Annotated in this window: 22 protein-coding genes, 1 tRNA gene and 1 other annotated feature; of the genes, 2 read left to right on the plus strand and 21 right to left on the minus strand. The window is 47.4% G+C overall.

Features of this window, described 5'->3' with window-relative positions; all coding sequences use genetic code 11:
• Nucleotides 1–177: 177 nt before the first annotated feature.
• The 12 genes from lonB to ilvE form a co-directional block, all read right to left on the minus strand.
• Nucleotides 178–1833 (minus strand): ATP-dependent protease LonB, encoded by a 1656-nt coding sequence (lonB, locus tag MHH76_RS15030; RefSeq protein WP_025811036.1) that lies wholly within the window; start codon nucleotides 1831–1833, stop codon nucleotides 178–180.
• 182 nt (nucleotides 1834–2015) lie between these two features.
• Nucleotides 2016–3281, minus strand: a complete 1266-nt coding sequence (gene clpX, locus MHH76_RS15035) for an ATP-dependent protease ATP-binding subunit ClpX (protein ID WP_003184083.1) — start codon at nucleotides 3279–3281, stop codon at nucleotides 2016–2018.
• A 268-nt stretch (nucleotides 3282–3549) separates the two neighbouring features.
• Nucleotides 3550–4824, minus strand: a complete 1275-nt coding sequence (gene tig / locus MHH76_RS15040; protein WP_020452470.1) for a trigger factor — start codon at nucleotides 4822–4824, stop codon at nucleotides 3550–3552.
• Nucleotides 4825–5050: 226 nt separating this feature from the next.
• Nucleotides 5051–6058: a DNA damage checkpoint antagonist DdcA gene (ddcA, locus tag MHH76_RS15045; RefSeq protein WP_023855434.1), complete on the minus strand. Its 1008-nt coding sequence runs from the start codon at nucleotides 6056–6058 to the stop codon at nucleotides 5051–5053.
• 129 nt (nucleotides 6059–6187) lie between these two features.
• On the minus strand, nucleotides 6188–6787 hold the full coding sequence (gene leuD, locus MHH76_RS15050) for a 3-isopropylmalate dehydratase small subunit (RefSeq protein WP_025811035.1): 600 nt from the start codon (nucleotides 6785–6787) through the stop codon (nucleotides 6188–6190).
• A 12-nt stretch (nucleotides 6788–6799) separates the two neighbouring features.
• Nucleotides 6800–8218, minus strand: a complete 1419-nt coding sequence (gene leuC / locus MHH76_RS15055) for a 3-isopropylmalate dehydratase large subunit (RefSeq protein WP_025811034.1) — start codon at nucleotides 8216–8218, stop codon at nucleotides 6800–6802.
• Between the two features lie 33 nt (nucleotides 8219–8251).
• On the minus strand, nucleotides 8252–9364 hold the full coding sequence (gene leuB, locus MHH76_RS15060; protein WP_025811033.1) for a 3-isopropylmalate dehydrogenase: 1113 nt from the start codon (nucleotides 9362–9364) through the stop codon (nucleotides 8252–8254).
• A gap of 27 nt (nucleotides 9365–9391) precedes the next feature.
• Nucleotides 9392–10948 carry a 2-isopropylmalate synthase gene (locus MHH76_RS15065; protein WP_025811032.1) on the minus strand — a complete coding sequence of 519 codons (1557 nt, stop codon included), beginning with the start codon at nucleotides 10946–10948 and terminating at the stop codon, nucleotides 9392–9394.
• Entirely contained in the window at nucleotides 10935–11963 is a 1029-nt protein-coding gene (gene ilvC / locus MHH76_RS15070) for a ketol-acid reductoisomerase (RefSeq protein ID WP_025811031.1), read from the minus strand. The genes MHH76_RS15065 and ilvC overlap by 14 nt, the downstream gene beginning before the upstream one ends.
• A 23-nt stretch (nucleotides 11964–11986) precedes the next feature.
• The gene (ilvN, locus tag MHH76_RS15075; protein ID WP_020452477.1) at nucleotides 11987–12505 is read right to left on the minus strand and encodes an acetolactate synthase small subunit; all 519 of its coding nucleotides are present in this window, start codon (nucleotides 12503–12505) and stop codon (nucleotides 11987–11989) included.
• A complete protein-coding gene (gene ilvB, locus MHH76_RS15080) occupies nucleotides 12502–14226 on the minus strand; it encodes an acetolactate synthase large subunit (protein WP_025811030.1) in 1725 nt (574 codons plus the stop codon). The genes ilvN and ilvB overlap by 4 nt, the downstream gene beginning before the upstream one ends.
• A gap of 159 nt (nucleotides 14227–14385) precedes the next feature.
• Nucleotides 14386–14647, minus strand: a binding site (T-box leader).
• Between the two features lie 4 nt (nucleotides 14648–14651).
• Nucleotides 14652–15566 (minus strand): branched-chain-amino-acid transaminase, encoded by a 915-nt coding sequence (ilvE, locus tag MHH76_RS15085; RefSeq protein WP_025811029.1) that lies wholly within the window; start codon nucleotides 15564–15566, stop codon nucleotides 14652–14654.
• Between the two features lie 458 nt (nucleotides 15567–16024).
• Here ilvE and MHH76_RS15090 point away from each other — a divergent pair, with 458 nt between their 5' ends.
• On the plus strand, nucleotides 16025–16249 hold the full coding sequence (locus tag MHH76_RS15090; protein WP_025811028.1) for a hypothetical protein: 225 nt from the start codon (nucleotides 16025–16027) through the stop codon (nucleotides 16247–16249).
• Nucleotides 16250–16293: 44 nt separating this feature from the next.
• Here MHH76_RS15090 and gdhA read toward each other — a convergent pair whose 3' ends face one another.
• On the minus strand, nucleotides 16294–17676 hold the full coding sequence (gdhA, locus tag MHH76_RS15095) for an NADP-specific glutamate dehydrogenase (protein ID WP_025811027.1): 1383 nt from the start codon (nucleotides 17674–17676) through the stop codon (nucleotides 16294–16296).
• 398 nt (nucleotides 17677–18074) lie between these two features.
• Between gdhA and MHH76_RS15100 the strand changes: the two genes are divergently transcribed.
• Entirely contained in the window at nucleotides 18075–18329 is a 255-nt protein-coding gene (locus MHH76_RS15100) for a hypothetical protein (protein WP_020452482.1), read from the plus strand.
• A gap of 43 nt (nucleotides 18330–18372) precedes the next feature.
• On the opposite strand, the gene MHH76_RS15105 is transcribed toward MHH76_RS15100, so the two are convergent.
• The 8 genes from MHH76_RS15105 to MHH76_RS15140 all read right to left on the minus strand — a co-directional run bounded on the left by MHH76_RS15105 (nucleotide 18373) and on the right by MHH76_RS15140 (nucleotide 23967).
• On the minus strand, nucleotides 18373–18867 hold the full coding sequence (locus tag MHH76_RS15105) for a hypothetical protein (protein WP_025811026.1): 495 nt from the start codon (nucleotides 18865–18867) through the stop codon (nucleotides 18373–18375).
• Between the two features lie 358 nt (nucleotides 18868–19225).
• A tRNA-Arg gene (locus MHH76_RS15110) sits at nucleotides 19226–19299 on the minus strand.
• 119 nt (nucleotides 19300–19418) lie between these two features.
• Nucleotides 19419–19940: a metallophosphoesterase gene (locus MHH76_RS15115; RefSeq protein WP_025811025.1), complete on the minus strand. Its 522-nt coding sequence runs from the start codon at nucleotides 19938–19940 to the stop codon at nucleotides 19419–19421.
• A 16-nt stretch (nucleotides 19941–19956) separates the two neighbouring features.
• A complete protein-coding gene (locus MHH76_RS15120; protein ID WP_020452485.1) occupies nucleotides 19957–20547 on the minus strand; it encodes an XTP/dITP diphosphatase in 591 nt (196 codons plus the stop codon).
• Nucleotides 20548–20569: 22 nt separating this feature from the next.
• Nucleotides 20570–21310, minus strand: a complete 741-nt coding sequence (rph, locus tag MHH76_RS15125; RefSeq protein WP_025811024.1) for a ribonuclease PH — start codon at nucleotides 21308–21310, stop codon at nucleotides 20570–20572.
• Nucleotides 21311–21435: 125 nt separating this feature from the next.
• The gene (locus MHH76_RS15130; RefSeq protein WP_025811023.1) at nucleotides 21436–22545 is read right to left on the minus strand and encodes a GerMN domain-containing protein; all 1110 of its coding nucleotides are present in this window, start codon (nucleotides 22543–22545) and stop codon (nucleotides 21436–21438) included.
• A 152-nt stretch (nucleotides 22546–22697) separates the two neighbouring features.
• Complete coding sequence (gene racE / locus MHH76_RS15135) at nucleotides 22698–23516, minus strand: glutamate racemase (protein WP_020452488.1); 819 nt, start codon at nucleotides 23514–23516, stop codon at nucleotides 22698–22700.
• 7 nt (nucleotides 23517–23523) lie between these two features.
• Complete coding sequence (locus MHH76_RS15140) at nucleotides 23524–23967, minus strand: MarR family transcriptional regulator (protein ID WP_003184148.1); 444 nt, start codon at nucleotides 23965–23967, stop codon at nucleotides 23524–23526.
• Between the last annotated feature and the right edge of the window lie 120 nt (nucleotides 23968–24087).

The following is a 24087-nucleotide window of genomic DNA, read 5'->3' on the forward strand; positions in this document are numbered from 1 at the left end:
AATATACTTTTTTTATCCCTGTACAATTGTAAGCCCGGCGAAATAAAAAGGGTCTCCTGTAGTATACCCTTTCTTTCAGTTCTGAAAAAGGAAAAGATGTCCTCCGCTAAGAAAACATGCCGGCGCCTGTCGGAGAAAACCGGCCCGAAAAAAATCCCCATCTGAAATGATGGGGATTTATACGGATTCTCTTTTCATCTGAGCGCCGTCAGGCATTTCTGAAGGAGGGTTGACCAATGCAAGGTCCAGCACTTCCTGCAAGGTTTTGACGGGAATGATATGTACGCCTTCTATCCGCTTTAAAATCGACTGGACATTTTCGTGCGGAATAATAACAGTTTTTGCCCCCGCATGCTTGGCCGCTTTGATTTTCGGAATCACGCCGCCGATCGGCTTTACCCGGCCGTTCAGGCTGATTTCCCCCGTCATGGCGACAGTATGGTCTATCGGAACCTTATGAATGGCGGAGAAAATGCCCGCCGCCATGGCAATTCCTGCAGATGGTCCGTCAACCGGGATACCGCCGGGGAAATTCACGTGAATATCATAATCCGAAGCTTTTACTCCCATTGTCCGCAATACAGTCATGACATTTTCGACCGACCCTTTCGCCATGCTTTTCCGTCGGATCGATTTTGACTGGTTGCCGATATTCTCTTCTTCTGCGATGCCTGTGATATTAATCGATCCCTTATCAGCAGCCTTGTTGACTGTGACTTCAATTTCGAGCAGCGAACCGCTGTTAGGGCCGTGGACGGCAAGTCCGTTGACGATGCCGACCTGCGGTTTGGAGGCGATTTTTTGTTCATATTTCGGTGTCAGCTGGCTCGAATGGATCACCCATTCGATATCTTCAACCGTCACCTCGTCGCGCTCTTCAGTCAAAGCCATTCCGGCGGCGATTTGCATCATATTGACGACTTCGCGGCCGTTTCTCGCATACCGCGTCAACAGGTCAAGTCCTTCCTCTGCGACTTTCTTCTCAATCTTATCAGCCGCTTTTTTGGCGACCGTTTTTAATTCTTGCTTTTCAAGGTCGCGGAAGAACACTTCCAGACATCTCGACCGAATCGCTGGCGGGATTTCGTCAGGCATCCTCGTCGTCGCGCCGATCAGTCTGAAATCCGCCGGCAGCCCGTTTTGAAAAATGTCGTGGATGTGTTTGGGGATTTGCGTGTTTTCTTCACTGTAATAGGCGCTTTCCAAAAACACTTTCCGATCTTCAAGCACCTTCAGCATTTTATTCATTTGAATCGGATGAAGCTCTCCGATTTCGTCGATGAATAATACCCCGCCGTGCGCATGCGTAACGGCTCCCTGCTTTGGCTGAGGAATTCCGGCCTGCCCCATCGCTCCGGCACCCTGATAAATCGGATCGTGGACCGATCCGATCAACGGGTCGGCGATTCCCCGCTCGTCGAAGCGGGCCGTTGTCGCGTCAAGCTCGACAAAGATGGAATGTTCCTGGAACGGTGAGCGCTTGTTCTTTTTCGCTTCTTCGAGGACAAGCCTTGCAGCTGCGGTTTTCCCTACACCTGGAGGGCCGTAAATAATGACATGCTGCGGATTTGGTCCGCAAAGGGCGGCTTTCAGTGCTTTAATGCCGTCCTCTTGGCCGACGATGTCTTTAAAAGCTGTCGGCCTCACCTTTTCTGATAACGGTTCTGATAAATGGATTGATCTCATTTTCCGGAGCTGTTCCATCTCTTTTTTGGACTCTCTGTCTATCGTAACCTTTTGGGTTCTTTGATTCTTGAGCAGATTCCAAAAATATAATCCGATGATGATCCCGAAAAATAGTTGTACAAAAAGTGCAATGCTCGTCCAGCTCAACTGATGGTCCCTCCTGAAATGGTTTCGTATCTTTAAGTATGTCAGATAGTATTTCCTGATCAGGGAGGGAATAAACGTACTGAAAGGGATAATTTTGCATTTGGAAACCATCACTTTTTTCTGTATGCCGACGGTTTCCAAATGCAAAAAAAGAACCTCCTTTGGCTAGGAGGTTCTCTTCATTATGCTGAAGTTTTTTTGTCTTTATTGACGACCGTGCCGTCTTTCATAATGAGACGCGGCGGTTCGCCGTCAGTGACGGTTTTGCCTGTAATCACGCATTTTTCAATATCCTCGCGGGACGGCAGATCGAACATCACGTCGAGCATAATTCCTTCGATAATGGAACGAAGTCCGCGTGCTCCTGTTTTACGTTCAATTGCTTTTTTAGCGATTTCTGTGAGCGCTTCGTCTTCAAATACAAGCTCCACATCATCCAGCTCAAGCATTTTTCTATATTGTTTAACAAGTGCGTTTTTCGGTTTTGTTAAAATTTCAACCAGCGCTTTTTCATCGAGTGGTTCAAGGCTTGCGATGATCGGGAGACGGCCGATGAATTCAGGGATCAGACCGAAGCGAAGCAAGTCTTCCGGAAGAACTTTGGAAAGAAGCGCTTCTTTTTCAAGATCTTCATGCTTGTTGTCAGAGCCGAAGCCGATGACCTTTTGACCGAGACGGCGCTTGATGATTTGCTCGATTCCGTCAAAAGCTCCGCCGCAAATGAACAGGATGTTCGTTGTGTCAATCTGGATGAACTCTTGATGAGGATGCTTTCTTCCGCCTTGTGGAGGAACGCTTGCAACCGTACCTTCAAGAATTTTAAGCAGAGCCTGCTGAACGCCTTCACCTGATACATCGCGTGTAATTGAAGGGTTCTCGGACTTTCTGGCCACTTTATCGATTTCATCGATGTAGATAATGCCTTTTTCCGCTTTTTCAACATCGTAGTCAGCAGCCTGAATCAGCTTAAGCAAAATGTTCTCCACATCTTCACCGACATAGCCTGCTTCAGTAAGCGAAGTGGCATCTGCAATGGCAAACGGCACATTCAGGATGCGGGCTAGTGTTTGAGCAAGAAGCGTTTTTCCGCTTCCAGTCGGTCCGATCATGGAAATATTACTTTTTGACAGCTCGACATCATCGACTTTGCTGTTCGAATTGATCCGCTTGTAATGATTGTAGACGGCCACGGCAAGGGATTTTTTTGCCTGGTCCTGGCCGATGACGTATTCATCAAGAATCTCGCGGATTTCCTTTGGTTTTGGGACATCTTTGAACTCCACTTCTTCTTCAGAGCCGAGTTCCTCTTCTACAATTTCAGTGCAAAGTTCGATGCACTCGTCACATATATATACGCCTGGTCCGGCGACAAGCTTGCGTACCTGATCTTGTGTTTTTCCGCAAAACGAGCATTTTAATTGTCCTTTTTCCTCGTTGAATTTAAACATTCTTTCACCCCTTATATCCTTGTCATTCCTGTTTCTTCGTTAAAAGAAACATCGCTTGAAAACATTCGTTCCATTATGTATTGCATTTTACCACACTTTCCAAAAAGGCGATAACGTTGTGTTTGCCGTTCGGCATATTCAATATGTATGTTGATCAAAACGACATTATCTATCCTTTCCCAAAGAAAAGATGATAAGTCAAAATTGTATAAAACAAGGCACGAAACATTCGCGCCCTGTTTTATATAAAGTATGATTATGAAACATATTAACGGTTTTCTACAAGAAAATCAATTGCTTTGCGAACTTTTAAGTCCTCTTTCATTCCTTCTGTAGAACCGATTGCTTGTTTGATGTTTTCAACAGGCATGTTGTACGCTTCAGCCATTTTAGAAAGCTCTTCTTCGACTTCTTCGTCAGTGACTTGAAGGTTTTCAGCTTTGGCGATCGCTTCCAGTGTCAGGTTGGATTTCACGCGTTTTTCAGCATCCTCTTTCATTTGCTCTTTCAGCGCGTTTTCATCCTGTCCTGAGAATTGGAAGTAAAGCTCAAGGTTCATGCCTTGCATTTGCAGACGCTGTTCGAATTCTTTCATCATGCGGTCAAGCTCTGTGTCGATCATCGCTTGAGGAATGTCAGCTTCAGCGTTTTCAGCTGCTTTTACGACAAGCTCTTCGCGAAGTTTAGCGTCCGCTTCATTTTCTTTTGCTTCCTCGAGACGTTTTTTCGTTTTTTCAGTCAGCTCGGCAAGTGTTTCAACTTCCTCATCGACATCTTTCGCAAACTCGTCATTAAGCTCAGGAAGCTCCTTCGCTTTGATTTCGTGGATTTTCACTTTGAATACGGCAGGTTTGCCCGCAAGCTCTTCCGCGTGGTATTCCTCTGGGAATGTCACTTCTACGTCTTTTTCAGCACCGGCTTCAAGTCCGACAAGCTGATCTTCAAAGCCTGGAATAAATGAGCCTGAACCGACTTCAAGGGAATAGTTTTCCGCTTTTCCGCCTTCGAACGCTTCGCCGTCTACGAATCCTTCGAAGTCAAGAACAACAGTGTCCCCTTCTTCCACTTTGCCGTCTTCTTTTACAACGAGTTCAGCCTGGCGCTCTTGAAGAGATTTCAGTTCGTTTTGAACGTCTTCATCCGTTACGGCAGTGTCGTCTTTTTCAATGCCAAGGCCTTTGTATTCGCCAAGTTTCACTTCAGGCTTAACCGTTACCTTCGCAGTGAAGATCAGGTTTTCGCCTTTTTCGATTTTTTCCACATCGATTTCCGGACGGTCAACAGGCTCAATGCCCGCTTCCTCTACCGCTTTCGGATACTCGACAGGAAGCAGGATGTCCAGCGCATCCTGATAAAGCGCCTCAACGCCAAAACGCTGTTCAAACAAACCGCGCGGCACTTTCCCTTTGCGGAATCCAGGAATGGATACTTGCTTTACGACTTTTTTAAATGCATCATCAAGGGCTTTATTAAAGGTATCGGCATCTACCTCAACCGTTAAAACGCCTTCGTTTCCTTCTTGCTTTTCCCATTTTACTGACATGTGTTTCCCTCCAAAATCTATTCAGGTTGTGTCGGTTTTCCATTTTAAAACAAGCAAACGGCTACGTCCATCGCAAGCTGCCGACTGTGTGCAGCTCATGTGTTTCTGACAGCCATCATTATGTATACAAAGATAAATAATGAACCTTAAGCGGCAAACGGAACAGCTTCCGTTTTTCACAAATGCAACCACTATATTATAACACAATGCCCGCTGCTTTCAACATTTACAAATAAGAAATTTCTTCTATGTCTTTGATCAGCGCGCAGGCCTCGTCAAGCTGTCTGTCATTGAATTCATAGAGAATATGAAGCTCCTCTTTATCGATGTCAATCCCGTGCATCTCGTATCCGACTTTATGCAGCGCGGCAGCCCAGAGCTCGCGGTTTGAGTATTTCGGCTGAAACGGATAGAGGACGTAAATATGCCTTCTCCACAGCTCTTCGACCGCTTGGTACAGCGTGGGATTTTCATTCCCAAGTGTGTCATCGAGCACGCTCAGAACATGCTTCAATATCGGCATATCATCAGGCTTGACCGTCTCTGTCGGATTAATTGTCATCGAATCGCCAAATTTTGCGACAAGCGTCGGCTTTTCATGGTCTGACTCGGCTAAAAGCTGAAGAATCATCGTTTTTACGACAGGATGTGCGCTCGGATTTTGCAGAATCGTTTTCAACAAGCCGATATAGCTTGTCAGATTGCGGTCCTTCAGTCCGTGAAGAAGCTTAACCTGCTCTTCCGTGTCATTCAAAAGCCTTTCCTGATCAACCTCCTCCGTCTCGGGAAGGTCTTCGGTGATGTCCTCAGGTCCGGGGTCTTCCGTCATCTTGCGGCTGAAATCAAGCAGTTTATAAAACTGTTCCGCGCTTTCAGGAGGCAGCTTGTTTTCTTCGAGTACAGCTTCAATCGTTTCTTTTACTTTTTCGTATTGTCTGAGCTGGATTAAAATCGTCATATAGACTTGTAAAACGGTAAAATAATGGCCGTGGCCTTCTTTCAGCATTTTTTCGCAGATGCCTTTCGCTTCTTCAAGCTCGCCGATTTCCAGCAGGCAGATGGCCATTCCCAGATAAATATCCGATTCCTCGTCATCATAGCGCTTCGCTTCAGAAAACAGCCTGAGCGCTTCGTGGTAATTCTTTTCTTTGAGCGCGGCCATCCCTTTGTGCACTAAACGCTCCTTAACGTTCGGGAACGGGATGATCTTCGAGTTTTTCTTGTCATGCTTCATTTCTAAGTTCCTTTCAGGCACTTATTTTTTAACAAGTGTATCAACCCGGCTCGCTAAACACAAGAAAGAACCGGCGGCAGTATGCTTCCGCCAGCAAAAAAAGCCTCCGATCTACATCGGACAGCTTTTTTATGCTTGCAGCCAAGAACTTCTCTGTTTCTCAAATTGTTCGATTTCTTCTTCAAGGAGCAATGTTAAAGAAATTTCATCGTAACCGTTCAACAGCATCTCTTGCCAATGCGGATCGACCTCAAAGGCAATCTGCTGCCCGGCGTGGTCTGTTATCGTCTGTTTTTCGAGATCGACAGTCATCGTCAAAGATTGATACTCATACTGTTCAGCAAGCTCTTTCCACGTCTCATAAGGAAGGCGGATCGGCAGCATGCCGTTTTTAAAACAGTTTTGGTGAAAGATATCGGCAAAAGACGGTGCGATAATGATTTTAAATCCGTAGTCGTCAAGCGCCCATGGCGCGTGTTCCCTTGAAGAGCCGCAGCCGAAGTTTTCGCCGGCGATTAAAATCGAAGCGCCTGTGTATTCCGGCCGGTTCAGCTCAAAATCAGGGTTGGGATCGCCGTTATCCAAATACCTCCAATCAAAGAAAGCAAAACGTCCGTATCCCGTTCTTTCGATCCTCTTTAAAAATTGCTTCGGAATGATCTGGTCCGTGTCTACGTTGATTCTGTTTAGCACCGCCGCTATTCCGGTATGGGTCTTTAATGGCTCCATCTTGTCACTCCTCTATACAGCTGTTGTCTCTTGGTAATATTTTCTGACATCGACAAAGCGTCCGTGAATCGCGGCCATCGCAGCCATCGCCGGGCTGACGAGATGCGTCCTGGCCCCTTTGCCCTGCCTGCCTTCAAAATTGCGGTTGGAAGTGGAAGCACAGCGTTCTCCTTCAGGGACAACATCGTTGTTCATGCTCAAACACATGCTGCATCCTGATTCTCTCCATTCAAAGCCCGCTTCGATGAAAATCTCGTGAAGCCCTTCTTTTTCAGCTTGGATTTTGACGCTTTGCGAGCCGGGAACGACGATCGCCCTGACACCGTCAGCGACTTTTTGGCCTTTTATCATTTCAGCCGCCTGGCGAAGATCTGTCATGCGCGAGTTGGTGCATGAACCGATAAAGACGTGCTCAATTGTAATATCCTCGATTTTTTTATATGGTTCAAGACCCATATATTCATATGCGCGCTGTGCTTCTTTTTTATCGTCTTCCTGAGAGAAAGCCTCAGGCCCCGGAATCGTTTCATCAACCGGCAGCACCATGCCGGGGTTGATGCCCCACGTCACCATCGGCGAAATGGCGCTTCCGTCCATCACGATCGTCCGATCGTAGACCGCCCCCGGATCGGTTCTCAGATTCTTCCACTCTTCTACAGCTTTCTCAAACTCTTCGCCTTTTGGCGCATATTTTTTCGTTTTGACATATTCAAATGTTGTTTCATCCGGTGCAATCAATCCGGCTCTTGCCCCAGCTTCGATTGACATGTTGCACACCGTCATCCGTTCGTCCATCGACATGTTTCGGAATACTTCGCCGGTATATTCAATGACATAACCCGCCCCGAATTTAACCCCGTATTTTCCGATGACCGCCAGAATGACGTCTTTAGCCGTCACTCCTTTTTGCAGTTTGCCGTCAACGCGGATTTCCAGCGTCTTCGGTTTTTGCTGCCAAAGCGTCTGCGTTGACAAGACGTGCTCGACCTCGCTCGTTCCGATTCCGAAAGCGAGCGCGCCAAACGCTCCGTGTGTGGATGTATGGCTGTCTCCGCAAACGATCGTTTTGCCCGGCAGCGTCAGCCCCAGTTCAGGCCCGATGACATGGACGATCCCCTGGTCGACGCTTGACAAGTCTGCGAGGCGGATGCCGAATTCTTCGCAATTCCGTTCGAGCGCACTGACCTGCCGTTTGGCGACGTCATCTTTAATCTCAAACCGATTGACAGTCGGAATGTTGTGGTCCATTGTGGCAAACGTATTTTGAGGCCGTCTGACTTTTCTGTTCTTTTGCCTTAGGCCTTCAAAGGCCTGGGGTGACGTTACCTCGTGTATCAGGTGCAGATCGATATAGAGAAGGTCAGGCTTCCCTTCACCTTTTTTAATCACGTGTTGATCCCAAATTTTTTCGATGATCGTTCGAGGCATCATCTTTCTTCCTCCCTCTACCAATATCCATTTTCCTTAAACGTAAGCGGTCATGATGTTTGAAATGGCATTGCCGTCTGCCAGCGCAGCTTTTACTTCCCCTGTAATCGATTGAGTCGTGCAATGCTCCGAGCCTTTTGCCAGGTCCTTCGTCCGCTTACCTGCCCGGAGAACTTGATCGACTGCGTGTTCAACAGCTTTCGCTTCAGCTTCAAGACCGAATGACGTCCTGAGCATCATCGCCGCGGACAAGATTGCCGCAAGCGGATTGGCAATGTTCTGACCCGCGATATCAGGAGCCGAGCCATGCACAGGTTCATATAGATGAAGACCGGAGCTTGATAAGCTTGCCGACGGCAGCATGCCGAGCGATCCGGTCAGCATCGATGCTTCATCGCTTAAAATATCGCCGAACATGTTTTCAGTCACGATAATGTCAAACTGTCCAGGCGCGTAAATGAGCTGCATCGCTGCATTGTCGACGAGCATGTGCTCAAGCTTGACGTCAGGAAACTCTTTCGCTACTTCTTCCGCCGTCTTGCGCCATAGTTTGCTTGACTCAAGGACGTTCGCTTTATCAACGGAGGTCACTTTGCCTTTCCGTCTCTGCGCCATTTGGAAGGCCTCCCTGATGACCCTTTCCATTTCCGACTTTTTATAAAACAGCGTGTCAACGGCTTCTTCCTCGCCGTTCTGATTGACGTACTGCTCGCTAGGCTTTCCGAAATACAAGCCGCCCGTCAGCTCGCGTACGATGACAAAGTCAACACCTTCGATATATTCGGTTTTTAACGGAGAAGCCTCCGCAAGGCTTTCAAATACTTTAACAGGCCGCAGATTGGCAAAAAGATCGAGCTGCTTGCGGATGGCGAGCAGCCCTTTTTCAGGCCTCAGTTCAGAAGGATTTTGATCCCATTTCGGCCCGCCTACTGCTCCGAGCAAAATGGCGTCCGCAGCTTTGCAGGCGGCGACAGTTTCCTCGGGAAGCGGCGCTCCCGCCTCATCAATTGCCGCTCCGCCGATCAGGCCGTATTCAAATTCGAATTCATGCTGATAATGTTCAGCAACGCTTTTCAGCACATCAACAGCCGCGTCCAATACTTCGGGACCAATTCCGTCACCGGGCAAAAGTGCGATTCGTTTTTTCAAATTCAACAAACTCCTTCCTTATTACTGTTATGATCCTACAGCCGCCTGTTTTGACAATCCTTCCGTATTCGTCTTCAATACGAGATAGCGGTTCACTGCGTTCAAGTAAGCTTTGGCAGATGCTTCGAGAACATCCTGGGCGACTCCGCGTCCTCCGGATTCTTTTCCGTCGATCATCACCCTGACGTATACTTGCGCAAATGCATCCTGTCCCTTGCGATTGGATTGAATCCGGTAATCAAGGAGCTGGACTTCTTTATCCATACAGCGCTTCAGCGTGTTGTACACCGCTTCAACGCTTCCCGCTCCGGTCGCCGCTTCCTGGATAATCTGATCCGTTTCCTGATCTTTAAGGGAAACCGTTGCTGTCGGAACCTGCGAGGTGCCGTAATGAACCTGCAGTGAAATAAATTCATAGCCGATTTTGCGGTCTGCCGTTTTCTCCTCGAGAATCATGGAGATGAGATCTTCATCCGTAAATTCCTTTTTCTTGCCGGTAAGCTCTTTAAAGATGTTGAAAAATTTATTGATTTCTTCTTCACCAAACTGGAATCCGAGGTTTTGCAGCTTATCTTTAAATGCGTGGCGCCCTGAATGCTTTCCGAGCACAAGCGCATCCGTTTTCACGCCGACAAGCTCCGGAGAAATAATTTCATATGTTGTTTTTTCTTTTAAGAAGCCGTCTTGGTGAATGCCTGATTCGTGGGCAAAGGCATTATCGCCGACGACCGCTTTGTTCCGCGGCACGGCCATGCCGGTGAGTTTGCTCACTAAATCACTTGTCCGCTTAATCTCATTCAGCTGAATCGTTGATTCCGCCTGGTAGAAATCTTTTCGGAGATAGAGGGCGACGGCGATTTCTTCAAGAGAGGCGTTCCCCGCTCTTTCGCCTATGCCGTTGATAACCGATTCGACTTGATCCGCTCCGTTTTCAATCGCAGCCAAAGAGTTGGCGACAGCCATGCCTAAATCATCGTGGCAATGGGCTGAAAGCGTGACTTTGTCAGCATTGCGGGCATTTTCTTTAATATAGCGGAAGATATTTCCGTACTCGGCGGGCGCTAAATAACCGACCGTATCCGGAAGATTGACGACGTCCGCTCCCGCGGCGATCACTTCGCTGACGATCTCGGCTAAAAACGGAAGGTCGGTCCGGCACGCATCCTCGGCAGACCACTGGACGATCGGGAAGCGTTCTTTGGCGTATTTCACCATTGCGACCGCCTGTTCCAGAACCTGTTCGCGCGTTTTTTTCAGCTTATATTTTAAATGGATGTCAGAAGTGGCGATAAAAATGTGAAGCCTTGGTTCAGCCCCGTCTTTGAGCGCTTCCCACGCCGAATCGATATCCCCTTTGACAGAGCGGGCAAGCCCCGTTACCGAACAGTTTTTAATCGTCCTTGCGATTTCTTTTACTGCGTTGAAATCCCCGGGGGATGAAGCGGGGAAGCCCGCTTCCATAATGTTGACCCCGAGTTTTTCAAGCTGCTGGGCGATCGCCAGCTTCTCCTGCGTGTTTAAATTAACGCCCGGCGACTGTTCACCGTCACGGAGTGTCGTATCAAAAAAGTTAATTTTTCGCACCGGCTACCACCGCTTCCTTCTTCTTGCCCTGCTTGACAAACGGCATCATTTCGCGAAGCTTTCTGCCGACCACTTCGATTTCGTGTTCGTTTTCGCTTGTATTGATGGCGTTGAAACGCGGACGATTGACTTGGTTTTCGACGATCCATTCTTTCGCGAATGTACCGTTTTGGATGTCTTTCAATACTTCTTTCATTGATGCCTTGACCTTCTCATCGACGACGCGCGGGCCTGATACGAAGTCTCCCCACTGCGCTGTGTCGGAAATCGAATATCTCATGCCTGCCAAACCTTCTTCATACATCAAGTCGACGATGAGCTTCAGCTCGTGCAGACACTCGAAGTATGCGAGTTCAGGCTGATAGCCCGCTTCTGTCAGCGTTTCGAATCCTGCTTTGACAAGGGAAGTCAATCCGCCGCACAGCACCGCCTGTTCGCCGAAAAGATCGGTTTCAGTTTCTTCTTTAAATGTTGTTTCAAGAACACCGGCTCTTGCGCCGCCGATCGCTTTAGCATAAGCAAGGGCTTTGTCTTTCGCTTCCCCTGTTACATCCTGATAGATCGCAAACAGCGCCGGAACCCCTGCACCTTGTTCAAACGTTCTTCTGACAAGATGTCCCGGTCCTTTAGGAGCGACAAGGAATACATCAACATCTGCCGGAGGCACGATCTGATGAAAATGAACGTTGAATCCGTGGGCGAATACGAGTGAATTGCCCGCTTGAAGTCCGTCTTTAATTTCCGCTTCATACACTTTTTGCTGCTGTTCATCCGGAAGAAGCACCATCACGATGTCGGCCTGTTCTGCCGCTTCTCTTACCGTGAAAACTTGATGGCCGTCTTCCTCTGCTTTTGCAAAGGATTTCCCTTTTCTGACGCCGACAATGACGTCCACTCCGCTTTCTTTCAGGTTCAGTGCGTGCGCATGGCCTTGAGAGCCGTATCCGATTACCGCTACTTTTTTGCTTGCCAATACGTTTTCTTTGATATCACCGTTATAATATACTTTTACCATTTCAATCTCTCCCTTTTTATGTTTTATACAATAGATATTGTTTTAATAGAGGACGGCTTTTGCTGGGTTCCCCTCGCAAAGGCCGTGGTGCCTGTTCTGGCAACCTCTTTAATCCCGTATGGTTTCAACAGTTCGATCAGGGCTTCGATCTTGCTTGATTCCCCCGTCACTTGAATCACGACGCTGTCTTTTGCGACATCGACGACAGTCGCCCGAAACGGTTCAATGACGCCGTTTATTTCCGCCCTGCTCGACGGAGGGGAAACCACCCTGATTAATGCCAGCTCTCTTTGGACGATCGATTGATTTGTAATGTCCGTGACTTTCAGTACATCAATCTGTTTGTTTAATTGTTTTGTCAGCTGTTCCGTTTCTTTTTCATCTGCCACATGAACGACAAACGTGATCCTGGAAATCCCCGCTGTTTCGGTGTGGCCGACGGTAATGCTTTCAATGTTGTAATGCCGTTTTGTAAACAACCCTGTAATTCTGTTTAAGACGCCGCTTTGATTCAAAACCGTCAGCGTGATGATTCTTTTCAAGGTTTCACCCCCACCATTTCGTGCAGCCCTTTTCCAGGCGCAACCATTGGAAATACTTTTTCAGCTTGTGCAACCTGAACATCGATGACCATCGGTTCATTCGACGTTAGCGCCGCTTCCAGCTTTTCTTCCGCTTCTTTTTCGGATGTGATTCGGACACCTTTGATGCCGTATGCTTCAGACAGCTTGATGAAATCAGGCTGTGATGCGAACTTGGAGTGTGAATAGCGCTCATCGTAAAAGATCTCCTGCCATTGCCGGACCATTCCGAGGCAGCGGTTGTTTAAGACCACGACTTTGATCGGAAGGTTCAGATCGTGAATGACGGACAGCTCCTGCAGGGTCATCTGGAATCCTCCATCGCCGAGTATCGATACAACCGTCGCATCCTTATCCGCAAGCTGTGCTCCGATTGCCGCCGGAAGTCCGAAGCCCATCGTGCCGAGCCCGCCGGAAGTGACCCATCTGTCGGCTTTTTGGAACTGATAAAATTGCGCGGCCCACATTTGATGCTGTCCGACGTCCGTCGTTAAAATAGCTTCGCCTTTCGTATAGCGGTGGATATATTCGATCAGCTTCTGCGGTTTGAATCCTTCTGTTTCATTCTCTTCATACCAGAGCGGATATTCGTTTTTCCAGTCCGCAAGCTGCTTTTTCCACTCATCCGAAGCGCTCGGTTTGCCGTTTTGCTTGATCAGCTCTGTCAGTACAAGCTTGCTGTCGCCGACAACCGGAATGTGTGTATGAACGATTTTGCCGATTTCAGCCGGATCGATGTCAATGTGAGCGACTTTCGCATATTTTGCAAAATGCTTCAAGTTCCCTGTGACCCGGTCATCGAATCTCGCACCGATGCTGATTAACAGATCGCTTTCATACAGCGCCATGTTGGCCGCATACGTTCCGTGCATTCCGGCCATCCCGAGGAATAGCGGATGGTCGGCCGGAAATCCTCCCAGGCCTAACAGCGTATGTGCCACCGGAATTTGCTGCTGTTCGACATAATTTTTTAATTCTTCTGACGCTTTCCCGTGCAAGACGCCCGCACCCGCTAAAATCACCGGCTTTTTCGCTGCACTGACCGCTTCTACAAGCTTTCTGATCTGCAGATAATTCGGTTCCTTCGTCGGCTGATAGCCAGGAAGGTGAATCTCATGGTCGTAGCGGAATTCTCCTTCTACAACGGCGATGTCTTTAGGAATATCGATTAAAACGGGGCCCGGTCTTCCTGTTGTTGCGATATGGAATGCTTCTTTAATAATTCTCGGCAGATCTTCTGCATGGCGAACCTGGTAGCTGTGCTTTGTAATCGGCATCGTAATTCCGATGACGTCAGCTTCTTGAAATGCGTCAGATCCGATAACCGAGGTCGCAACCTGACCGGTGAATACGACGAGAGGCAATGAATCGATCATCGCGTCGGCCAGACCCGTTACAAGGTTGGTCGCTCCCGGACCGGATGTGGCGATGACGACACCCGGTTTCCCTGAAATCCTCGCATATCCTTCGGCTGCGTGGATGGCGCCTTGTTCATGGCGCGTCAGCACATGAAACATGCCCGATCCGTAGAGTTTGTCATAAATCGACAGAACCGCACCGCCGGGATACCCGTAGATCACTTCGACATTTTCCTGTTTTAAAGCCTCAATCAGCATTGACGCCCCTGCCATTGTTTGTGTACATTGGGCATTTTCAGCATCCAACTGTACATTCGTCCCCATTTTTCTTCCTCCTTATCAAGTGATCATCATCACTGTTCATTCACGATTGGTTTTTTTTAAAATAATCAATTTATATATGCCGCAAAGCATGTTTCCAATTTGCTTTTGCAGCTAAAAAAAGCCTTCCCGCCCACTGTTGACGCTGCACACCTTGCAGGCCAAAGGGGCGAAAAGGCTTTTCTTTCCGCGGTACCACCCTTGTTCGCGGCTTTCGAAAGCCGCCTTATGGATAATCGCTTATCCGGTTTAATAACGAGTGAACGTTCGTGACGTTCACCCGGCCAGCCTTACTAAACTTGGAAGTCGTTCAGGCTGACACTCAGAGGGGAGTTCACAAGCGGAGGCCGTCACCGGTTTCCAGCAATCCCGGCTCTCTGCAGGCGGCGTTTCCGCTGTTACTTATCCTCTTCAACGTTTGTCTTTATTCAACTGACACTTAAGCTTTGATCTTCGAGGCTGACTTTTACCCCTTCACGGACGACGCGCTCGCGGAACTTTTCAAGCATCCGGTTTGTGTGGACTCCCGGCTTGCCGTCCCCGATCTTGCGGCCGTCAACTTTTACGACAGCAATGACTTCTGCAGCCGTTCCGGTTAAAAACACTTCGTCGGCTGTGTATACGTCATGGCGGGTAAACGGCTCTTCCTTCACTTCATAGCCGAGCTCCTGAGCTATTTCGATGATGGCATTCCGGGTGATTCCTTCAAGCGCTCCGATATAGCCCGGAGGCGTCAAAAGCTTTCCGTTTTTATAAATGAATACGTTATCCGCAGAACCTTCGGCGACATAGCCTTGATCATTGAGCATGAGCGCTTCTGTCACGCCCGCCATGTGCGCCTCGATCCGGACAAGAATATTGTTTAAATAGTTCAGCGATTTCACTTTAGGGCTCAGCACATCAGGTCTGTTTCTTCTTGTCGGAACCGTCACGATGTCAATTCCCGTTTCATATAAGTGTTTCGGGAATATTGCCAATGGTTCGACAATTATAATGACACTCGGGTGTGAACAATTGTTTGGATCGAGTCCGAGGTCACCCGCTCCTCTTGAAACGACCAAGCGGATGTAAGCGTCTTTAAGCCCGTTTTTTTCAACTGTTTTGAGAACGTGCTGTGTCAGTTCTTCCTGCTGATATGGAATCTCCAGCATAATCGATCTCGCAGAATCGTAGAGGCGGTCCATGTGCTCTTTCATTCTGAAGATGTTGCCGTCGTATACCCTGATCCCTTCAAACACGCCGTCCCCGTATAAAAATCCGTGATCATAGACTGATATTTTAGCGTCTTCTTTTTTAACGAGTTTGTCGTTTAGGAAGATCCACTGGTCTTTCTGGTCCCCCATCCCTCTAGCACACCTTTCTGTTGTAAATGAACGCTTTAAACGGTTAAAAATTGATGATGCGGGAACCCGTTTTCCCGCTGTCATTCCCGGGAAAGATGAAAAGTTTTCAAGTGATTTGTTCTTTTGTTTGAACTCATATTACGCCCCTTTACATGCAGTGTCAACCGTATTTTTTAAAATTATTAGACAATTTCGATTAATCAATCTACTTGTATACGCTTACATGATTGATATAAAAGGAAATCCAAAATTGAAAAACAATTTGAAATTTTTTATGCAATCTATAAAGATTACATAAAAAAACTGTTGTTTTATACAGTTTTGTTAGATTTTATTACCGACAACTTTTTAAAATTTCATCCCGGAAGGTTAGATTTTTTACCACATTTGTGTACAGACTCCATTTTACGATTTTTTACATAAACTGCTGTTAATCCAAAAAGAAACGGGTGAATATGATGTACCTCACCTTTCCTCCATACTCTGATCCCCGCGTGCGCCAATACCCGGGATACTTCGGCTATCCGACTACTTATGTCTATAATCCTTCAGCGCACGGGCCCTATCCCTATTATCCGTACGGCGGGGTGTTCACCACTCCGACTCTCGGATTCGGCATCGGTTACCCGGGAATTTCCGTTCCGGCTGTGCACGGCTTTACCGGAGGATTCAGAGAAAATTAACAAAGCACAAAAAAGAGAGAGCATTTCGCTCTCTCTTTTTACGGTTAAACGACTCCCTGAGCGATCATCGCATCCGCCACTTTAATAAATCCGGCTATATTGCAGCCGTCAAGCAGATTGCCGGGACGTCCGTATTCTGAAGCTGCTTCAACGCTTCTCGTGTAAATATCGGCCATGATCGTCCTGAGCTTCTCATCCGTTTCTTCCGCCGTCCAGTGGAGCCGCGCGCTGTTCTGCGCCATTTCGAGCGCTGAAACGGCCACACCGCCGGCATTTGCAGCCTTAGCCGGCCCAAAAAGAACCCCCGCATCCAAAAAGCGTTTGACGGCGCTCTCTTCAGACGGCATATTCGCTCCTTCTCCGACGGCTTTGACCCCATTTGAAATGAGCACTCCGGCCGCCTCTTCGTCAATTTCGTTTTGGGTCGCGCACGGAAGCGCGATATCGCACGGAATAGACCAAATGCCGGAGCATCCTTCGAAATAGTGTGCTTCCGGATGCTCGCTGACATACTCGCGAATCCTTCCGTTCCCGCTTTCTTTGAGCCGCTTCACCGTCTCAAGGCTGATGCCTTTTTCGTCATAGACATAGCCGTCAGAATCGCTGCAGGCCACTACTTTTGCGCCGAATTGAGCGGCTTTTTCCATCGCATACAGCGCCACATTACCTGAACCGGAGACGACAACAGTGCTGTTTTCAAAACGCAGCCCCTGATCCTTCAGCATTTCTTCTACGAAATAAACCAGACCGTACCCTGTCGCTTCTTTCCTCGTCAAACTGCCCCCGTATTCAAGGCCTTTGCCTGTTAACACACCTGCATCATAGCGGCCCCGAATCTTTTTATACTGTCCGAACATAAACCCGACTTCCCTTGCTCCGACACCAATATCGCCGGCAGGGATATCCGTGTCCGGTCCGATATGTCTGTACAGTTCATTCATGAAGCTTTGCGTAAAACTCATGATCTCCCTGTCAGACTTGCCCTTCGGATCAAAATCAGCCCCGCCTTTTCCGCCGCCGATCGGCTGGCCGGTTAAAGAATTTTTAAAAATCTGCTCAAAGCCCAAAAATTTAATAATGCTCGCGTTTACAGAAGGATGAAAGCGGATGCCGCCTTTATACGGACCGATCGCACTGTTAAATTGAACCCGGTATCCCCTGTTAACCTGGATATTGCCTTCATCATCGACCCACGGCACCCTGAAGGTGATCATCCGTTCAGGCTCTGCAATCCTTTCAAGAATGCGGTGTTCAATATACTTTGGATGCCTTGCCAACACAGGGACGAGGGAATCGAAAATTTCTTTTACAGCTTGAAGAAATTCGCTTTCGTGAAGATTTCGCTTCCGCACTGTCTCGTATGCTTTTGTCACATAATCTCTCGCCGTCTGGAAATTTGTTTGCTCCATTTTTTCTAGCGTATGCACCTTTCTTCAGCTCCCTTTCTAAAATAAAAGCAGAACGAACTTGTAAGATTTTCTATCATGGTAAATTTTACAACCAATGCCCCATTTACATCAATCTGGAAAACAGATTAAACCATTGCTGAATTGAGATGTATAACAAAAAGCGAGAATAGACGGGTATTAAGATAGAAGAACAGTTCTTAAAAGCTGAGGAGAAAAGGACCAATAAACCACAAAATACCATAACATCCGAAAGGTTCTTTCTGTGCTTTTCGTTGTGATCGGCGCATTTGCCCGTTGTACTCTCGGCAGAAAATGAGCATCTTATCCCGTTCTTAAAATGAATCCTACTGCACAAAACGAAAACACATAGCTCTTCTTTTTCATGGCAACAATAAAAATAAAACAGAGGTGATCTAATGGACGACAAAAAAGAACTGTCGAACGTTGAAACACAAAGAAACTTTTTAACGGCAGAAGAATTTCCTGAAGGAGCGTATGGAGCTGCCCAAGGCAAAGACAAGCCTGTTGAAAACAAAAACACGCCATGGAAGGAAGGCCAGCAGTACTACAGCAATTTCACATATGAATTCCGCAATCTCCACCAAGGAATGCCGCGACAGTACCCCGGGGCGCATCCAACCCATGACGAAAAGGATCAAAACGAGGAATGACCGATATAAAAAAGAGCCGTGCTAAACGGCTCTTTACAGCTTTTTATTGAAGCGGCTGCTGGAAATTTTGATTGTGCTGCTGGTTTTGTTGGTTTTGCTGACCCTGTTGCTGTCCTTGCTGCCCTTGCTGGTTAAATGACTGCTGCGCCTGCTGAAGTGCCTGGCTCATTTGGTTCATAGCCTGGTTTGTCTGGATTCCTTGAAGAGCCTGATTCAGCTGTTGGACAGCCTGCTGAATGCTTTGCTGAATTTGCTGATCCGTCTGTTGCATCTGCTGCTGAGATTGGGAGCTGAACTGCTGAATTTGCTGCTTCAGCTGATTGATTCCCTGGCTCAATTGAGAGCTCTGCTGGCCGCTTTGGCCTTGCTGTTGTGACCCCATTTGATTAACAGTTTGCTCCAGCTGGGCAAGCTGCTGCTGGATATTTCCGAATTCTTGAGCAAATTCGGTATCCGTAATATTGGCACCGAGCAGCTGCTCATGCTTTTGTTTTTGTTGTTTCTGCTTTTGCTGCTGATTTTGCTGTTGTTTTGTCATGACAACATCCTCCTTAAAATTGATCACACCCTTTATCTTTTTCATTTTGTTCGAAATGATGAAAGGGAATTTTTAGGAAGTTGTTATTTGAAGAAAAAGGCCATTCAGAGAACTACTCTCACCTCAAGATACAAATGGAGATGTTCTTGGAAGAAGTATAGAAAGAGGATTAGGTACCTCAGAAGTTGTTATAAATAAAAAAATGGAGTGTATATTTTAATAGGATATCCAATAAATAATGGAGTTTTAAATCCGCTCCCAAAACATATTTTCAAACCAAAAATAGAGCAGAAGTTCCCATCAAATAAAAAAGCCTCAAACCCTTGTATACCAAGAAGTTTGAGGCTTTTTCCAGAGACGTCCCAGGAGAGATTCGAACTCCCGACCGACGGCTTAGAAGGCCGTTGCTCTATCCTGCTGAGCTACTGGGACATGATGTTGTTTTGTTTCGCTTTAACTATCAGCGACAAGATTTATTATATGCGGATCGGGACATAAAGTCAACAACTTTTTAGAATTTTTTTCTTCACGAGGAAGAAAAAAATTCTTCCTCATGAATGTGCTGGCAGTTGGACATGGTTCGTCAGGCTTTCGACTTCCCGGCCGTCCAAGTCGTAAAAGCGGACCGTTGCATTGTCTTTGTCAATGTTCAGTATAGCATAAGTTTTTTCTTTCCGCACCCGCGGAAGGCGGATGCTGCCGGGGTTGATCAGCAGTTTTCCGTCCATCAGTTCGCTTCCCGCGATGTGGGAATGGCCGAAACAGATGATATCGGCGCCGAGTTCTTCAGCGCGGTAGTATACATTTAAAAGCGACTGTTTAATGCCGTATAAATGCCCGTGTGTGAAAAAAAGCTTTTTTGATCCGACGGGAACGACAACTTCGTCTTTAAACTCCCCGTAAAAATCGCAGTTTCCTTTTACCGTTAAGTAAGAGGAAAGCGCGGGATGGGAAGGATCCAATTCGGAATCCCCGCAATGGATCATGAGATCTGTTTCCTTCCCGTGCCGCTCAGCGATCATTTCCAGTTCGTCTTCAAGGCCGTGGCTGTCACTGACAATCAGAACCTTCATGATCGGCCCTCCTCCTTTACGCTTGGTCCAATAGAGCGGACAGTTTTTTCAGTGCTTCCGCTCTGTGGCTGATTTTGTTCTTTTCGCCGCTTGAGAGCTCGGCCATCGTTTGATCTTTGTCTTTGACGAGAAAAACCGGGTCGTAGCCGAAGCCGTTTGTGCCGCGCGGTTCTTCGGTAATGTATCCTTCCACAGAACCTTCGACCGTTTTCGTTTCCTGTCCTGGAATGCATAATGCGAGCGCGCATCTGAACCTCGCGGAGCGGTCTTCTTTTTCCACCCCTTCAAGCTCTTTCAATAGCTTTTTCAGGTTGGCGAGATCGTTTTTCTCTTCTCCTGCATAGCGGGCCGAGTAAACGCCGGGGCTGCCGCCGAGGTAGTCGACAGACAGGCCTGAGTCATCGGCAATCACGATTTTACCGGTTTCTTTCGAAATCGTTTCCGCTTTAATCACCGCGTTTTCTTCAAACGTCTGCCCGGTTTCTTCGATTTCGGGCGTATAGCCGATGTCCAGTAGAGATTTGACATCGTAGCCTCTCGGTTCCAGCATCGCTTTAAATTCCCTGACTTTCCCTTCGTTTTTCGTGGCAATGATGACTTCTTTCATCGTGTATCAAGCCTTTCTCATGTTATTGTTGAATGGCTGATGCAACGTCGCCGAGCACTTCTTTCTGCTTTTCGATGAGTTCAGCGATCCCTTTTTCAGCCAGTTCTAAAAGCCCGTCCAATTCACTTCTTGAGAATGTCGCTTCCTCTCCTGTTCCCTGAAGTTCGACAAAGCGGCCTTCGCCTGTCATGACGACGTTCATATCAACCTCTGCTGCAGAATCTTCCTGGTAGTTCAAATCAAGGATCAATCCTTTTTCCTTATCGATTCCCACCGAAGTGGCAGCCAAAAAGTCAGTGATCGGCATCGCCTTCAACGCGCCTTTTTCGACAAGTCTTCCGACGGCAAGCGCCATGGCCGTAAATGCTCCGGTGATCGACGCGGTTCTCGTGCCTCCGTCAGCCTGAATGACGTCGCAGTCGATCCAGATCGTCCGCTCACCGAGCTTTTCCAAATCAACGACCGCCCGCAGAGCTCGTCCGATCAGCCGTTGAATTTCCATCGTCCGTCCGGAGATTTTCCCTTTTGACGATTCCCTGATCGTCCTTTGGTTCGTGGCCCGCGGGAGCATGCTGTATTCCGCGGTGATCCAGCCCTTCCCTTCTCCTCTCAAAAAGGGCGGTACGCGGTCTTCCACAGACGCGTTGCAGATCACCTTTGTCCCGCCGACTGTGATCAGGACCGATCCCTCAGGATGCGTAATGAAGTCGAGGTCCATTGTGACAGGGCGCAGTTCATTGTTTTCTCTTCCATCGTATCTCATTTTTTACCTCCGATTGTATGTACATAAACCTTTCACAATCATTCTGCTCTTCCAAAAAGCTGAATAAAGAAAGAGGCAGCTTTAATCGCTTACCTCTTTTTCTATAGTATATCAAAAATCTCTGCTTAAAAACTACCTGTGTTCACCTTGCTCGGTCTCGAAACCGGCTTGGAAAGCTTTTCCCCTTTTTCATTGACGAGTTCGGATTTTCCGTTCACAGTAACCGAAACACTTTTCACATCAGGCAGCTCGGTTAATGTCAGCACAATGCTATTTAACACTTCATCCGATATCACTTTCTTCTCGCCGTCTGCACTCCCGTAGATCGCTTCGTTAAAGTCGAGAGTCACATGGCCGTCTTCAATTTTCGGCTCGTTTTCAAGCTTGACGCCGCCCTGGAAATCGGAAAGCAGGCCGCTTTTATTGCCCGGTCCTTCCGTCAGCTCTTTAATCGCCGCCGTCACCTGGTCTTTTTCTTTTACAGACGTCCGTTTCGTTACAGGAACGTAGTATGTGCCTTTGTCCGATTCAGCCAAATAATAGACGGTGACCGGCTGTGTCGCCGTTATATCGGTCACACCCGCCGTATCGAGGTTGATACCGTCCTCGCGGCTGAGTTCTTCTGAAATCGGCGTGCCGTTAACAGGCATTTCTTTCAAATCATGGCCGTTCATGCGGATCTTCACTTTATCAATCGAGTTAAACTGTGTCAACGTCCATGTAATCGCCTGTACGATTTTTTGCTCGTCTTCAGCTTTATAGTTTTTAAATTCATTTGAGAAGTCAGCGATCGCTGTTCCGTCTTCTTTAATATCAACATTGACCGCTGTATCCGCCGGCAGCACGGCTCTGAATCCGCTTGGCAGGATGTTTGAAACAGGGCCGCCTTCAACGAGGTATTCAAGCGCTTGTTTAGCCGTACCTTCCTGCTTTGGCAGCGGCAGCGTCTGCGCTGTCACATAGCCGTTCTTATCAATGAGATAAAGCTCTCTCATGACCGTATCGCTCGTTTGAGCCGCTTTATCGTCGCTTGTCGTTTTGCTGCCTTTGTCTTCTGTTTTATCTTTGGTTTTGTCTGTTTTGTCTTGCTCCTTCTCCTCTTTTACATATGTGATGTCCTGCGGCGGATCTATCTTCTCTGAGGCTTGATCTGACTGAAATATTCCGCACCCGGAAAGAAGCAGCGCGGAGGCCGTAACCGAAACCGCGATTCCTTTCATTCCTTTTTTCAGCATACTTTTCCCTCCTAAGGCAGTTTGTACTATTATGTATACGAGCCCGTTTTTGAATTAGACCGCTTTTTAAAAAAATCCCTCTGAATACAAAAAACCTTTTCTTTTAAAGAAAAGGCTCATGAAAAAAGCTGCCGTTTAATTGTGCGGCAGCTTTATTTTATAGCGGTTTCCTGAAGAGAAATGCTTTCCACATTTTTCACTTCGTATCCAAACCAATCATTTGCAATTTTCGTGAAGCGGGCGCGCTCCCCGGTTGTTAAAAACAAGTGTTCCGGCGGTTCCCCCGTTTTGCTTAATAAACCGTTGTATGACAAGATCGTGCTGACTTCCCTGGCCGTTTCATCTCCGGAGGAAATGATGTTGACGCGCTCTCCCATATAGCGCTGAATCGGCTCTTTTAAAATCGGATAATGCGTGCATCCGAGAATCAGTGTATCGATTGATGAATCCCTGAGCGGGTGCAGTGACGACCTGACGATTTCATCAGCCGTCTCATCCAAAAATTTACCGCTTTCCACAAACGGGACAAACATCGGGCAAGCGAGATTTTCTACCGTTAAATCTCCGTTCAGCGAAAGAAGCGCTTCTTCATATGCGCCGCTTTTGATCGTGTTTTCTGTTCCGATCACGCCGATCCGCTGGTTCTCCGTCACTTTAATCGCGGTTCTGGCTCCGGGCTGCACAACGCCGATGACCGGGATCGCGACTTCTCTGCTGATTTCTTCAAGTGCGATGGCCGTCGCTGTATTGCAGGCGATCACGAGCATTTTAATATGGTGGCGGGATAACAAATAATTTGTCATTTCCCATGTATATGACAGGACTTCTTTTCTGTCCCGGGGTCCGTACGGACACCTTTTCGTATCTCCAAGATATATAATTTTTTCTTTCGGCAGCTGCCTCATGATTTCTTTTGCAACGGTTAAACCGCCGACTCCCGAATCGATGACTCCTATCGGTTGATCCAACAAAATCGCCTCATTTTCTGTTCATTTCCTGCTGAAGTTTAATTAATAATTTTTCAAATGCGGCTGTTTCTTCCTCGGAAAACGCCTCTAACATGTCTTCCAAATAGTCCTGCCTTTTTTGAATGACCTCCTGGATGATCCGCTCTCCTTCCGAGAGAAGATGAATGCGGACTACGCGCCTGTCGGACGGATCTTTTACCCGTTCAACGAGGTTGTTTTTCTCCATTCGGTCAATTAAATCCGTCGTGGTGCTGCACGCCAGGTACATCTTTTGTGATAACTCGCCGATCGTCATATCCCCGTATTCATACAGCCATTGAAGACCGACAAACTGGGGAGGGGTAATCGTATATTGGGTGAGAATTTCTCTTCCTTTTTGTTTGATGATGCCCGCAATATGGCGGAGTGATTTTTCAATATCCGCTATGTGATTCAAAGAAGCATTCGAATTCATTTTCTCTACCTCGCTCGACTCGTTGTTTTGTTTTCAAAACACTTGAGTCTATTTTCCTTCTTTTCTACACAAATTGCAAGACTTCAACATGAATATACAAATTGCACCTCAAAACAAATA

The organism is Bacillus sp. FSL L8-0193, from assembly GCF_037976065.1.
In the GTDB taxonomy this organism is placed as follows: domain Bacteria; phylum Bacillota; class Bacilli; order Bacillales; family Bacillaceae; genus Bacillus; species Bacillus paralicheniformis.

Bases quoted from the DNA above. Each gene is read 5' to 3' on its own strand.
- clpX (WP_003184083.1), bottom strand. From the start codon at position 3,281: ATGTTTAAATTCAACGAGGAAAAAGGACAATTAAAATGCTCGTTTTGC.
- tig (WP_020452470.1), bottom strand. From the start codon at position 4,824: ATGTCAGTAAAATGGGAAAAGCAAGAAGGAAACGAAGGCGTTTTAACG.
- ddcA (WP_023855434.1), bottom strand. From the start codon at position 6,058: ATGAAGCATGACAAGAAAAACTCGAAGATCATCCCGTTCCCGAACGTT.
- leuD (WP_025811035.1), bottom strand. From the start codon at position 6,787: ATGGAGCCATTAAAGACCCATACCGGAATAGCGGCGGTGCTAAACAGA.
- leuC (WP_025811034.1), bottom strand. From the start codon at position 8,218: ATGATGCCTCGAACGATCATCGAAAAAATTTGGGATCAACACGTGATT.
- ilvC (WP_025811031.1), bottom strand. From the start codon at position 11,963: ATGGTAAAAGTATATTATAACGGTGATATCAAAGAAAACGTATTGGCA.
- ilvB (WP_025811030.1), bottom strand. From the start codon at position 14,226: ATGGGGACGAATGTACAGTTGGATGCTGAAAATGCCCAATGTACACAA.
- ilvE (WP_025811029.1), bottom strand. From the start codon at position 15,566: ATGGGGGACCAGAAAGACCAGTGGATCTTCCTAAACGACAAACTCGTT.
- MHH76_RS15090 (WP_025811028.1), top strand. From the start codon at position 16,025: ATGTACCTCACCTTTCCTCCATACTCTGATCCCCGCGTGCGCCAATAC.
- MHH76_RS15100 (WP_020452482.1), top strand. From the start codon at position 18,075: ATGGACGACAAAAAAGAACTGTCGAACGTTGAAACACAAAGAAACTTT.
- MHH76_RS15105 (WP_025811026.1), bottom strand. From the start codon at position 18,867: ATGACAAAACAACAGCAAAATCAGCAGCAAAAGCAGAAACAACAAAAA.
- MHH76_RS15115 (WP_025811025.1), bottom strand. From the start codon at position 19,940: ATGAAGGTTCTGATTGTCAGTGACAGCCACGGCCTTGAAGACGAACTG.
- MHH76_RS15120 (WP_020452485.1), bottom strand. From the start codon at position 20,547: ATGAAAGAAGTCATCATTGCCACGAAAAACGAAGGGAAAGTCAGGGAA.
- rph (WP_025811024.1), bottom strand. From the start codon at position 21,310: ATGAGATACGATGGAAGAGAAAACAATGAACTGCGCCCTGTCACAATG.
- MHH76_RS15130 (WP_025811023.1), bottom strand. From the start codon at position 22,545: ATGCTGAAAAAAGGAATGAAAGGAATCGCGGTTTCGGTTACGGCCTCC.
- MHH76_RS15140 (WP_003184148.1), bottom strand. From the start codon at position 23,967: ATGAATTCGAATGCTTCTTTGAATCACATAGCGGATATTGAAAAATCA.